This is a genomic window from Chryseobacterium sp. OSA05B, assembly GCF_019970065.1.
Taxonomy (GTDB): Bacteria; Bacteroidota; Bacteroidia; order Flavobacteriales; family Weeksellaceae; genus Chryseobacterium.
Window position 1 is genome coordinate 244280 of the sequence record NZ_JAHXYH010000001.1, and the last position, 13181, is coordinate 257460.

General features: G+C 39.1%; 10 protein-coding genes. All 10 read left to right on the forward strand.

Features of this window, described 5'->3' with window-relative positions; translation table 11 throughout:
* The first annotated feature begins 62 nt into the window (after positions 1 to 62).
* The 10 genes from LC419_RS01065 (at position 63) to LC419_RS01110 (ending at position 13171) form a co-directional block, all read left to right on the forward strand.
* A complete protein-coding gene (locus tag LC419_RS01065) occupies positions 63 to 764 on the forward strand; it encodes an ABC transporter ATP-binding protein (protein ID WP_223605602.1) in 702 nt (233 codons plus the stop codon).
* Between the two features lie 8 nt (positions 765 to 772).
* Positions 773 to 1810, forward strand: a complete 1038-nt coding sequence (locus LC419_RS01070; protein ID WP_223605603.1) for a hypothetical protein — start codon at positions 773 to 775, stop codon at positions 1808 to 1810.
* Positions 1811 to 1867: 57 nt separating this feature from the next.
* The gene (locus tag LC419_RS01075; RefSeq protein ID WP_223605604.1) at positions 1868 to 2314 is read left to right on the forward strand and encodes a hypothetical protein; all 447 of its coding nucleotides are present in this window, start codon (positions 1868 to 1870) and stop codon (positions 2312 to 2314) included.
* A 123-nt stretch (positions 2315 to 2437) separates the two neighbouring features.
* A complete protein-coding gene (locus LC419_RS01080) occupies positions 2438 to 4369 on the forward strand; it encodes a type VI secretion system Vgr family protein (protein WP_223605605.1) in 1932 nt (643 codons plus the stop codon).
* 12 nt (positions 4370 to 4381) lie between these two features.
* Positions 4382 to 6868 carry an HET-C-related protein gene (locus LC419_RS01085; protein ID WP_223605606.1) on the forward strand — a complete coding sequence of 829 codons (2487 nt, stop codon included), beginning with the start codon at positions 4382 to 4384 and terminating at the stop codon, positions 6866 to 6868.
* Positions 6869 to 6945: 77 nt separating this feature from the next.
* Positions 6946 to 7689 carry a hypothetical protein gene (locus LC419_RS01090; protein ID WP_223605607.1) on the forward strand — a complete coding sequence of 248 codons (744 nt, stop codon included), beginning with the start codon at positions 6946 to 6948 and terminating at the stop codon, positions 7687 to 7689.
* Positions 7690 to 7874: 185 nt separating this feature from the next.
* Positions 7875 to 8867, forward strand: coding sequence for a hypothetical protein (locus tag LC419_RS01095; protein WP_223605608.1), 993 nt, complete (start codon positions 7875 to 7877; stop codon positions 8865 to 8867).
* 21 nt (positions 8868 to 8888) lie between these two features.
* Positions 8889 to 9356, forward strand: coding sequence for a DUF4280 domain-containing protein (locus LC419_RS01100; RefSeq protein ID WP_223605609.1), 468 nt, complete (start codon positions 8889 to 8891; stop codon positions 9354 to 9356).
* Between the two features lie 10 nt (positions 9357 to 9366).
* Positions 9367 to 12219: a hypothetical protein gene (locus LC419_RS01105; RefSeq protein WP_223605610.1), complete on the forward strand. Its 2853-nt coding sequence runs from the start codon at positions 9367 to 9369 to the stop codon at positions 12217 to 12219.
* Between the two features lies 1 nt (position 12220).
* Complete coding sequence (locus tag LC419_RS01110; protein ID WP_223605611.1) at positions 12221 to 13171, forward strand: hypothetical protein; 951 nt, start codon at positions 12221 to 12223, stop codon at positions 13169 to 13171.
* The last annotated feature ends 10 nt before the right edge of the window (positions 13172 to 13181 follow it).

A 13181-nucleotide genomic window follows, 5' to 3' on the forward strand; every position in this document is an offset into this window, starting at 1 on the left:
ACTGAACTCATTCACCCGAATGAGTTTTTTATTTTTACTTTTGCAGAAAGACATTAAGAATTATGCCGCTTCAGATAATCAATTTAACCAAAAAGTTTGGAGAACAGACTGCCCTAGACAACATCAATATTTCTATTGATAAAAATGAAATCATCGGCCTTCTCGGTCCAAACGGAGCAGGGAAATCCACGCTGATGAAATCTATCGTCGGAGCACTGAAAATTGATCAGGGCGAAATCATCTTTAACGGAATGAATATTTCCGAAAACGAGATTGAAAGCAAGAAAAAAATAGGTTTCCTTCCCGAAAACAATCCCCTGTATCTGGAAATGTACGTCCGAGAATATCTTCAGTTTGTGGCCAACATTCACAAAATATCAGCAGCCAGAGTAGATGAAGTGATTGAACTGGTGGGAATCACTCCTGAAAAATCAAAAAAGATAGGTCAGCTTTCAAAAGGATACAAACAGAGAGTCGGACTTGCACAGGCCATCATTCACCAGCCAGACCTATTGATTCTGGACGAACCTACCAACGGACTGGATCCAAACCAGATCATTGAGATCAGAAATGTAGTAAAAGAGATCGGGCAACAGAAAACAGTTCTTCTGTCTACCCATATTATGCAGGAGGTGGAAGCACTATGCTCCCGTGTCATTCTAATTCATAAAGGAAACATCCTTCAGGACTGCCCTATCGACGAATTTAAAGGTCGATTTAACAGTCTGGAAGAAGCTTTTGCAAGCTACACCGCCGTTTCTTAATTCATTCCATGGAAATACACATCACTCACGGACAGGGCATTATCAAAGCTCTGTACGATGGTTTTGCTACCTGCTTAATCATCAGACGTCCTGTGGCCATAAACTGGCCGGACTCCCGTGGAAGTATGGGTGAATACTATGCCGTGTCTGAACTTTCTGAACAGGAAAAAATAACATTTGCGGACAGCCTTAATAAGGCACTTACCGAAGGAACAGAAGCTGAAATCATGACGGGTATTGAGGATTTTCTTAAGCTTTTTGAAAATGGTACCTATCAGGTCAATCTGGGTAAGATTCCGCACGATAATTCCAATTTTTACATGAGCAGATCTTTACCTGCTGATGAGAATACGAATGACCAGAAATTTTCCGGCTGGTTCTACCCATTTGATGATTTTAATTATCTGTATACGCTGGAAAGTAAAAGCATTGATCCTGAAAGAACGGAATATTACATCGATCTGATCAGAAAAGGAGGCCGCCCAAAACCTGTGATATTTTACAGCCTATTCCATTTGGATCCGATGCTGAGCTGTGCTTTTGTACTGGACGGGCATCATAAAATTGAAGCTTATATCCGTCTGAAAATGGACATTCCTGCCGTCTTTATTGTAAAAGACAATAGTGATTACAGCCCTGTTTCAGAAATCATGCATGGAGCTCTCCATCTGCTTCAGGATGTAGAGTTTGAACATCTTTTCCAAAACAACGATGACAATCTGCCTCATATCAATTTCCTTAATGATGAAGTCCTGACTTATGCTTTGGACAAAATACTAAGAGAGTCGGAAAGAATTGATGTCCCCGTCATTGAAGTTCTGATCAGGCATCATCAATCAGGAATGCCGGAGGACAGGATATGGCTTAACAAACGTCTTGAGTCTTTAGCGGAAAATGTACACCTCAGCTTTTTTAATTTCAGAAAAGGCCTGAACGTTTATTTCCCTAAATACATTGAAGATTATAAAGCCGATGCCTGGTTTCTGAAAACCCTCAGAAACACTATCGAACTGAATACCTGGATCTATGAAACCGTCTTGAGATAACCATCAAATGGCTTCATATTTGATAGGGTTTACATCTAACCAATAACTCAATATACAATGATCAAACCGATTTTATTAGGAGCCTTCTGCATCACTCAGTTTTCTTTAGCTTATGCAGCCGAAAAACCAACAATAACCACTCAACCGATCTATCTTTCCAATGAGGTGCAGCCTTTCCAGAAAGTACCCAAAACAGTGATCATCAAAACGAAAAAGTTTAAGATCAGAATCGACAAACAACCCAACGGAAAATACCTTTACCAATCCTGGGCAGCCAATGCCAAAATCACTTCAAAACCGAGCATGATCATCAGCGACGGAGAATTGATCCCAGACGGTTCCGGAGGAAATTATTATTTCAGCTTTGTCAATGAAGGCTACAGCTATCAGGTTTGGAGAAATTATCTTACGGATTCAGCTTCCAAAGCGCCTTATACTCTGACTGTAAGCGACGAAAATGACCGTGAAATCGTACGTCAGGATGCATTTGTGGTTAAACAGTAATTGACCGGCCGACAAATATTATATTTTTCATAAAGTATCGTAGTTTTACTACAATTTTTCAAGTTTTACCCTTAATATTTTTTCAAAGGGTATAATATTTCTATATTTATTGAAATAACACCAATGAAAAAAAGTACTTCAAACTCTGAGAAAATTTCGGAGAACGATATTTCAGGCATCAACCGTGTCGTACGTTTGGATATTGTGATAGAAGGCCAGATTATCAAGCATTTTAAACACTTCCGGTTACAGCAGAGTGCCAAAAAACACCATGAATTTGAATTGATCCTGGCTCATGATTCTCTGGGAAAAGCTCAGAATCACAACCTTTTAGAGAGTCAAAAATTCTTGGGCCAGCGTTTAACCGTAACCTTCAGGTATAAAGATTCGGAAAATGAAAGTCCGGAGCGTAGTTTTGTAGGCCTTATTACAACCGTGGCTTTCAGCCAGGACAAAATGAGTCTTGGAAATATTATTTTAAAAGGAAAAAGTCCTACCATTTTAATGGATGCTGCACCCCATACACAGAGTTTTGGAGGAAGTCAGTCCGTTAATACGGGAATTATCGCTGAACGTGTCATTAAAGAAACGTTGGGATCCGGCAAATTTGATTTTAAGGTAAACAGCCAGAATAAAAGCTATATAAATTACAGTGCCCAGTATAATGAAACTCATTATAATTATCTGGCACGAATAGCTGAATCCTATGGAGAACAGTTCTATTATGATGGATATGTTCTCCATTTTGGAAGTCTTCCTGCAGCGGAGAAACCCATACCTCTCGTTTACGGAAGTAATGTAACGAATGTACAGGTTGAAATGAACGCGGTGCATACCAAGCCTCAGTTTTTCGGATATGACAGCAGCAGTCACGCGAAGATGTTAAGTACTTCTACAAGTGTCAAACATCTGGGTGAGCTTGCTTCGAAAGCCTATCAGTTAAACGACGGTATATTTACCAGTCAGTCTTTAACCCCCGCTCCTATCAATGCCAATATTTCCATCGATGTGGACCAGTCTCAGAAAAGTGCGGCCGGCAATGCTGCTGTAGAGGTATTTACTGTTTCCGGTGATACTACGGTTCCTTTTTTATATCCGGGATGTACTGCAGATATTCAGATGAGAAAACCGGATACGAATGAGACTTCACACTTTACCAAATTAATGATCACAGAGACCATTCATGAAGTGGATGCAAGAGGATATTATACAGGTTCATTTGAAGCCATTGCTGAAGGAACAGGTTTTATGCCCAGACATGAATTTAAAATACCGAATGCAGAACCTCAGATTGCAACCGTAATTTCCAATACAGACCCTCTGAATCAGGGGCGTATACAGGTGCAGTTTGACTGGCAACAGAACAATACCACCCACTTTATCAGAATGATGAGCCCCGACGCCGGAGGTACAGATCAGATCACTCAGAACAGAGGATTTGTAGCTGTTCCCGAAGTGGGAGACCAGGTGATGGTAGGTTTTGAATACCACCATCCCGATTTTCCTTTCGCTATGGGAGGAATGTTTCATGGTAAAGTAGGTTTAGGCGGCGGAATAGACAATCATGTTAAATCAATTCAGACCCGAAGCGGAAATAAAGTGATCTTCAATGATACTGAAGGCAGCATCTTTATTGAGGACCCAAGCGGCAATTCCTATCTTATGGATGGCAAGGGCAATATTACCGTGACTGCACCAAAAAATATGACCTTCATAGCCGGAGAAAATCTGATGATCAGTGTAGGTCAGAATATGAGTACGACAGTAGGTGCCGATCAAAGCAATATTGTCGGTATGAACAAATCAGAATCCGTGACCATGAATGACACTCAAAGTGTCGGCGCTATGAAAATAACCTCTGTAATTGGTGATGCCAGCATGATGATCAGTGGAAAACTGACTGAGATTATCGATGGGGATGTGCAAAGCGAGGTAAAAAAAGAAAGAAAAGAATATGCAGCAGAGGTAGAACATTCTTCAAATGAAGGTACGATCCACCAAAATGCCAAAGTTGAAGTAAAAAATAACAGCGGCGAAAAGAGCAGTAACTTTTAAAATGATTGGGCTATGAGCAGAACACGCATTGTAAAAGGTAAACTCACTAAGGTGACTCATCAGGATCACTTTATATATTCAAGAGGTTCTATTATCAATAACGGAGCAACAAAAGTCATACAGACCGGAAAAGACAACGGTGTTTTATATGGTAAACCGGATTTTCCCGATTTAGTGTATGAGCCAACAGAATACAAATTAAAAAGTGTACTCGCTCACGAGCAGTTAAAAAATACAGCAAAGGAATTGTCAGAAATGACTTTTATACTCCTTATGCTGCAGATTTATGGTGAACAGATTGAAGTTGAAGCCATAGGAAAGCTTTACAAGGATTTATGTGATGATAAACTGGAACCTCCTGAAATTATAGTCACAAAAAGTCCAATTAAAAATTACAAAGCCAATTATACCAATAAACGAAAAAAAATACTGGTCAGTAAGGGATTCCTGGAAGAAGCCATTAAAGATAATGAGGTAAAAGCTCAGTTAATGGTGGCTTTACTGGAAGAGTACGGACATCATATTGATAATCTCCTGCGTACGGATTATGCCGTAAACGGAAAAGAAGATAAAGATATCATAGATGAAGGGGCCAAGTTTGCCTATTACTTTTTAACCGTTGATTTTGCCAATACTCCGAAACTGGATTTTGCCGAAGCTGAAACACCGGAATATACAGGACCACTGGTTTTAGACCTTGGAAAAGAGAGCCAGGATTTATCCAAATATGCCAATCAGGAGCAATGGTATGATGATGATCCCAATGAAGATGATGTAGAGAATTTCGGATTTGGATTTGCCCACGGTACCCATGGAGGAATTGAAATGGAAGCCTTGGCTAAAACCAATATTTTCACAGAAAGTGAAGTACTGCAAATATATTACGGTAATTGGTTAAGAGATGTTTCTCAGGTTCTGGTACCTTTTACCATTCGTTTTACCAAGGCAGTAAGAGACAAAGTAGAAAATCATAATAAGCAGACCAAAGGCAAAACTCAGCATATTAAAGCAGGAAATACCGCAAAATTTTCTCATGAAGGCTGGGTAGAGCTTATAGAACTTTTTGCAGCCAAAGAATTTATTTATACCAAAGGTGGAACCGGTATTAAGACGGAAAATTACGTAAAGCATCTTGAGCGCTTCAGGAAAACCTATGGACAGCTTAACAAAGACATTTTAGGTATTTACCGTCCCGAGGAACACATTGATAACCCCAGAGGATTGGAAAGAGAACACCAGTCGGTTTATGATGAAACCCGTGTCAAAAGAGAAATTCCCGGAGGTACAGAGGATATTAGCTTCTATATCGGGGAAAGTGAAGAATGCTTTAGGGTGAACAGTTTTGGTCAGAAGTACTATATTTACAGGGATGATGAAAATGCCCAGAAGAAAATGGGTGAGAAAGTAATGATTAAGCCAGATCCCCTGCGTCCATCATCAGATTCCTATATGTCTAATCAGCTGAGGCTTGCCGTAACGAAAGGTAAAAATAAAGATGGTTTCCGGCATTTTGGAGCGGCCATGCATGTTCTGGAAGATTACTTTTCACATACCAATTTTGTAGAACTCTCCTTATGCAAACTGGGCTGGAAAAAAGACTCCCCTTACAAATACCTTAAGAAAGTTTATCCCTGGGTACAGAATCGCCAGGGAACCGATTATTCAACGATACCTGTCGTAACAGGTAAGTTCCTGTTAGACGACACCTGTGCGAGTGTGGTTCCAAAGATGGCAGATATGCTGTTGCCTATTGGCTTTTCTAAGTATGAGGTGGGTAACCCCGGAGAAAGAACCTTTGGACAGCAGACGATCTACACCGTACTCAAAGATTTAGCAAAAGGACAGAAAGAAGACCCGACTCAAAAAAGTTTACAGTACCTGGGAATGGATTCGGTAGAGCTTTTCGACTACTACCAGAAATTACTGAAACTTTCCGATTGGATGACGGAGCAGAAAAAGAGAGATGACCCTTTTGGATGGGTGATGAGAGGCTTTGGCTTCATCTCTCATTATATGGGCGAAATTCTGATGAACTTTACCAATGTGGTCTTTAATATTATGATAGAATCTGTAGATGATGATATAAAGGCAGCCCAGACCCATGTCACGAATGTCAACTATGGAGAAGATCCCACGCATACACAGGTTGGAAAAGATGCCCATGAAAATCCACTAAACGGATTGGCGGCTTCATTAGCTACCATTGCGGTAAAAGATGTTGGACAACGTATCAAAGACATTTGGGACGGACGGGTATCTGATCCTGACGGTTCCAAACTGGTATTTCATGTACAGAATACCTACTCAAGACATCCCCGGGCCGTAGAATGGATGGATAAAGAAGTGGAAAATTGGGTGATCCGAGTTTCAAAAGATGCTTCTTTTCTGGAAAAATTATACCATCCTACTCCTGTAGCCCATGCACATGATACGGCAAAAAGAAAAGTTCGTATAGGTATGGATAAAATTGAGGAAATAAAAAAATATTTTGGAAAGTAATGAAACAATATTTAATCTTATTTGGCATATTGATGTTATGCTTATCCTGCACAAAAAGTAAATCCCAACAAAAAGTAATGACAACAGATTTTCAATTTACAGAATGTGAAGCTTATTATAAAGGTAAACCCCTGCCATTCGGAAAACCGATTGAAGAATGGGAAAAACTATTTGGAAAACCTACACGAAAATTTGACGAAGCTACATTTATCTGGGATCATCTTGGACTTGCAATAGATAATGGAAATGTGACCAAAGATCAACCTTACGACCCTTCTTTTGAAGTCCGTAAACATGATAAATTATTGATATTTTATTCCAATCTGGATAGTCCTGCAGGTCAAAAAGGAAAATTAAAATTTGCTTTTGAAAGAGAGTCGGCGGCCTACTTAATTAATGAATACAAAAAAGGAAACCCTGCACTCCTTACAAAGGAGTTGGAGAAAAAGATAACTGATGACAGAAGCATTGGAGGTGAAATGGGAGCAGATCATTTCATATACCCTTATACCGCTTACAAACAGACCGTAACTGTTGACGGAGCAGAAATCCATGCAGGTATGTCCTTGAAAGAACTTAATAAAAACCGTACAGCTAAGGATCTTGAGATCTTTACTTTCAGAGATGATAATATGAATTTGGTTGATGAAACAGGTACTACAAATGGAGACAACGGTGAATACTGGAATGATAACAGGAAAATTGAATGTCCGAAAAAACAGAACTACTATTTTCTGAACAGCGTACAATACAGTGGTGCTGAACTGGAATATATCAAAGTAGGTTATAGAGTACAGGGAGATGAGAGTCCTTATTTTTAAAAGAATATAAATCAATAAAGTCACCAGTCAAGTAGAATATTTAAAACTGTCTGCTGTATTTCGCGTCAGTTTGCTGATTAGCCCATAATGGTGCTTAGGCAGTTATAATTGGCATTGGATGACATGGGGTTAATGTACTTTTTGAAAGTATAAAGAGCAATTAAATTTTTGGAACCGTAGCACACATGAAAGATTCTGCCACGAAAGAATACATCAAATTAAAAACAGAAGGGATCCTTAATCTGGAAGCCCTCTGTGATGAATATGGCATGACGGCAGCAGAACTGGTGGGTTTTCATAATACCCATTGCAGTATTTCAGAACTATTGAATATTTCACTGCCTAAGTATGTGGAATATATTTACATCCCGGCAGACAAATTCAGGAACAGGGACAGCAGACTGTTGAAAAATACAGTATTGGAAATTCCAACAGGATCCGGCCAAAAGGTGTATGGTGTGATCATCAGGTTCCTTCCTAAAAATCTGCAGATCCACTATAAAATAAATGTCAGGAGAACTCCTTTCTATATTGAACTGAACAAGGAAAAAACCTACGTCAACAATCAGGGAATCGATAAAATAATAGAACAGCTGTTTGAAAAGGCAGAACAGGTTTTGTATCCGCTGCAAATTGCGTCCAATAGCAATGGTTCCATTCAAAAAATCCTGAATAAAGAAGATATCGCTCAACGCTGGAAAACGGAATGCTTTCCGGAACTGAAAGAATACTATCAGTCTGAAACTACAGACCGTATACTCGGACAATTGGATCAGGCGTATGCTGATATTGATGTAAAGAAAGACCTGTTTGGCAGGAATGTATTTTATAAATTATTCTTTTTGCCTGTTTATAAAGGATATCCCAATTTTTTCAGGAAAGACTTTTTGCAGATCTACTTTTCAAGTCTGTCCCGGAATGTCGAATATAGCATAGAATATTCATTACACAAAGAATATACAAAAGGAAATAAAATAGCACTCAAAATAACAGGAACTGAAGAAGAAGACGGGTTCAATAAAAACTCATCTAAAGGCAAAATCGATCTCCTGTATAAATTTGAACGGGAAACCAGAGAAATATTTTCAATCAACGGCTCTCTTTCAACTTTTGAAAAAGGGGAAGAGTATATCATTGAATTTCAAGCCTACGAGCAGAAAAATTCTCAGTCAATTTAAAAAACACTAAAAGAACACGAAATGAGCGGAAAACATTTAGTCTGTCAAGGTGCTACCTGTATGTGTAACTTCGGAACAGCTCCGGATAAACTTCAGGTAAAGACACAAAGTAAACGCTACATCAATGATAATGCCGGCAGCAAAAAACTGATGGCTACCCATATGGATATCGGCAAAACTTTCGAGAAAAACACTTTCGGAAGCTGTGCGAAAATGAATAACAGTCCGTGCCAGGTTGTGGTAACCCAATGGAGCGGTTTCTATGATAAAATAACACTGCAGGACAACAGTGGAAAAGCCTTACTGGAAGACAGCAAAGCTACCTGTCCTATTGGAGGACCCGACTGTATCAAGATCGTCAATCATGGACAGACAGCCGAAGCTTCTGCACAAAATGTGAAGAATGCTGATAATGAAGTTTTAGCAGAGCTCCTTCCTTTTGTGAATATAAAAGGCGGTGCAAAAAAATACATTCCTATCAATCAATAAATAAAGTCTTATGGATAAGAAGAGCCCATTACATATATATGTTGAATCTAAACCCGGACAGACTTTTCACAAAGATATTGGCTGGCTGGAATTAAAAAAAGCCGAAAGTTTCAATATTTTCATCAAAGAATTTAAAGACCGGAAAGACGTATTAGACCAGCAGAAAAAAAAAGATCTGGATAAAGCTAATAAAGATTACAACAAAAAAAGTGGAGCAATAGATAAAGAGGTAGAGCAGAGCCATGCTTTCATTACCCAAAATCTTGCAGATTACAGAGCCGGTAAAGTAACTGAACAGACCTATGATGCCAACGTTAGAAAACGTGAAGAAGGAATGGCAGCCCGGAAGAAAAAATATGCCGAGCTCGGTAGTGCCCACAATAAAAACGTTGAAGGGATCAATAAGCAATATGAAGCTGATCTGAAAGCTATTCAGGATGATTATAAATCTGTCCGCTGGGTACACCAGCTTGTAGGTGACAGACGCCCGGAACTTACTGCAGAAAGCTTTAATGAAGCCATGTCAACCGGTACCTCCAGCTTTAAGTTTTCATTCGGTGAATTTCTGGAAGGCGGCGGCGCGGTGTATCTTGAACCTTTTTGGGAAGGGACGACGCCTCAGGGGAAATATCCACACGGTATTCTTATTAATGCTAAAGGTGAAAGTCCTGCTGTTATTACGGCAGAATGGACCAATGCAGACAATATCAAAATTTCAAACCCATTAAAATTCGGTTCGTCCGTTTATCTTAATATTTATACGGACGCTTTATATGGAAACAATATAAAGGTTCAGCTCAAGGACAAAGACAAAGTGATCAGGCTGATCACTTTAGGGATAACTGATTCAGATGATAAACTTTTTGCTACAGAATATCTTAATAACGAGACGGAAGAAAGGACAAAAGAAGATATCTCAAAACAGAAAGAATTTTTTGAAAGACCTGTTTCCGTACATCAGGAAAAAACAGTTCCTTCTACTGCTAAAAGAGGATACCTTGTCGAAGAAGACGGAAATAAATACGACGGTGATGCCAAAGGAAAACCTAATGTACAAAAGTCAAAATTTGCTGTATTTATAGATCCTTTATGGCAGACTATGGGTGGAGATAGTTTGGAAATCTATCCTGTCGTCTATCATGACCGTATTCCCGGAAAGCAAAAAATCCTTCAGGAATGCATTTTAAAAATTGATAAAAATGCAGTGGAGGAAGTAAAGGTCAATGATTCCAATTCCAATCAGGTCGTTATTCTGAGCCAGGTGGAAACCGATATCGCTTTCTTTCATCCGTGCCAGTATACTGAAATCACCGGGGAATACAATACTAAGAAATCTACGCTGTTTCAGCGCCTCAAAGATAAGTATAAAAATGAACTCCATTACAGAATTGTTTCTGATGAAAAAGAAAAGCCTGTTAAGATCACCATTACCGATCTGAAAACAGATGACTGTATGTTCGAAGATAAACCGGAGCAATGGCATGAGAAAAAAGCAGTCACCGTAAAAGATCCGAGCCGATACAAAGGTTTGACTATCGGACGAAATGATATCAGTTTCTCTGTGGCCTATCCCAAACCTTCCCGTGAAGAAGTTATTGATATGATGAGCCTGGAAAAAGTAAAAAAACAGGTATATCCGGTCCAGTTCAGTTCCTGCGCCATCAGTAAGCCGCTGAATGTAGAAGTATACCCTGCGGTCTATTACGAGGTAGGTTTTAAACTGGCTGCGGAAAACCCTTTTTTCACCGGGCAGACTAAATCTTATACCCAGAGAAAGTATCTGGGCAAAGGAGGCTTTTTTAATAAGAAAAACAATAAAAAAATCCGCAAAGCTCAACGCGATGCTAGAGATGAAAATTATAAAAACAAAAAGCAGGAAGTAAGTGAAGGACGTCTGAGCTACAGTCAGTTTGAAGTCGCTCTGGAATGGGGATATAACGACATTAAACAGGAAGCCATTACATTTTCCGGAGAACATCCCGTTTTCAATATTATCGACAGTGCGATGTGGGTTGTGAATACCATAAGCTTATTAACCTTTAACAAAGAAGCGGATGAGGCCATCGCCGAAAACAAAAACAAACGACCCGATCAGGTAAAAAAAAGAAATAAACAGCGTAATGCGTATCTTGGCGGTAAAAATAAGAAATTAAGCAAGATTCCGTTCAAAGTAGAAATAAGTCAGCCTGCTTTTGCCGGAGCCGTTAAATGGAGCTATGCGGCAAGCGAAAAAGAAGGTGGTGAAATCGGCACATTATATGAAGTAAAATTTAAGGCAGATCCGCTCATAGAAATAAAAGGAAGCCTGGATCTTCTTTTTGTAGCCACCAAAATTCCTTATGTAGGACAGGCTATACAGGGCATTACAGCAGTGGCTGATACGGTGGGATCTTCAGACGATTTTTGGAATACAATAGTTGACTTTTTTGGGGGCGGAGATGAATATAAAATCCAGCTTGATATAGATTATTATCTGGATCTGTTTGTTTCCGGAGCATTTAAAATAGAAGCTATAGCGACGAAATATCATACCGTAGACGGATTTATGGAGAATGATATCACCCCATCAGTGGAAATTAAATTTGGCGTAGAATGTGGTGGAAGCTTAACCGCAAAGTTTGGAAATATCTACTCTCTGGAAGCTGAATTCCAGGGAAGTGCATATGCCGTGCTGAATATCGCTAAAAATGCTGAAACCAAAGTACTGGAATGCAAATACCAGGGACTGTATGCCACCATAAAGGCAAGCGTTAAAACAGACAGTGATAATTTAAATAATAATACAGAAGATAATGATGCTGATCCTTCGGAAAAAAAGTATCTTTTACATGATGGATTTTCGTATGAATTTAAACTTGATTAAAATGAAAAACTTAGTATTTCTATTCATTGTTTTCCTAATGAACATGAACTGTAATGACCAAAAAAATAAAGCAACAGATAAAACAGGTGAAGAAATGACACAGCAGACCGCAAAAGAAAAACAAATCACATATACCATCAACGCTAACGCAACAATACCGGTTGCCATCTATTTCAACGACATAAAAATATCAGAAGAAAATACACCGCTTAATTCATCGGTAGATGTAAACGGGTATGCATTGAAGAACGGAAAATATAAAATTAAAATACAGATCTTTCCGGTATTCAGACGGGGAGATACAACGGTAAGTCCGGAAGATATCAAGTCTTGTCAGTTCACTTTTGGAAGCTATGTAAGAGACAGAGCAACAGGAGATATTTTAGATCCGAAAACGTATACCCAGCTATCAATCAAAGCGCCCGACTCCCCTGTTCCTTATTTTGAGCAGGAATGGGAAGTTGAAATTAAAGACCTTCCTTATGATTTAGAAGGTTGGAGCAAAGGCCAGGATTTATCTAAAATGGATAAAAAAGAACTGGAAAAGAAAGTGGTCAGCTTCCATGAAAATGTAAGAGAAATACTGAATAAAGGCAATGGAAACCAATGGGCAGATCTCACAAAGAAAAGAGCTTCGGAAACAGCTGTCTTTTATTACAGCACTCCTGAGCAGCAAGCTACTTCCGTTAGTGAAAACAAAACCAATGTTGAAAAATACTGCACCAATATGATGATTCCGCTTGAGGATTACGAATTGAAATTATATGCAGGCGGTAAGCTGGCAACGTTGGAAAGAAAGAATCATACGATGGAATTTAACCATAAATCTCCATTAGACATAAAAGGCTGGGGCGCATTAATCCGAAAAGGCCAAAAGTCCGGAGCCGCTGATTACCGTATATTATTATACCTTCCGGAAGGCAGCAACGAATTTGTCATTATCCGTAAATAAAGCACTTATT

Excerpts from the sequence above, each read along its gene's own strand:
- LC419_RS01090 (WP_223605607.1), top strand. The coding sequence starts at position 6,946 with ATGACAACAGATTTTCAATTTACAGAATGTGAAGCTTATTATAAAGGT.
- LC419_RS01065 (WP_223605602.1), top strand. The coding sequence starts at position 63 with ATGCCGCTTCAGATAATCAATTTAACCAAAAAGTTTGGAGAACAGACT.
- LC419_RS01105 (WP_223605610.1), top strand. The coding sequence starts at position 9,367 with ATGGATAAGAAGAGCCCATTACATATATATGTTGAATCTAAACCCGGA.
- LC419_RS01100 (WP_223605609.1), top strand. The coding sequence starts at position 8,889 with ATGAGCGGAAAACATTTAGTCTGTCAAGGTGCTACCTGTATGTGTAAC.
- LC419_RS01080 (WP_223605605.1), top strand. The coding sequence starts at position 2,438 with ATGAAAAAAAGTACTTCAAACTCTGAGAAAATTTCGGAGAACGATATT.
- LC419_RS01110 (WP_223605611.1), top strand. The coding sequence starts at position 12,221 with ATGAAAAACTTAGTATTTCTATTCATTGTTTTCCTAATGAACATGAAC.
- LC419_RS01070 (WP_223605603.1), top strand. The coding sequence starts at position 773 with ATGGAAATACACATCACTCACGGACAGGGCATTATCAAAGCTCTGTAC.
- LC419_RS01095 (WP_223605608.1), top strand. The coding sequence starts at position 7,875 with ATGAAAGATTCTGCCACGAAAGAATACATCAAATTAAAAACAGAAGGG.
- LC419_RS01075 (WP_223605604.1), top strand. The coding sequence starts at position 1,868 with ATGATCAAACCGATTTTATTAGGAGCCTTCTGCATCACTCAGTTTTCT.
- LC419_RS01085 (WP_223605606.1), top strand. The coding sequence starts at position 4,382 with ATGAGCAGAACACGCATTGTAAAAGGTAAACTCACTAAGGTGACTCAT.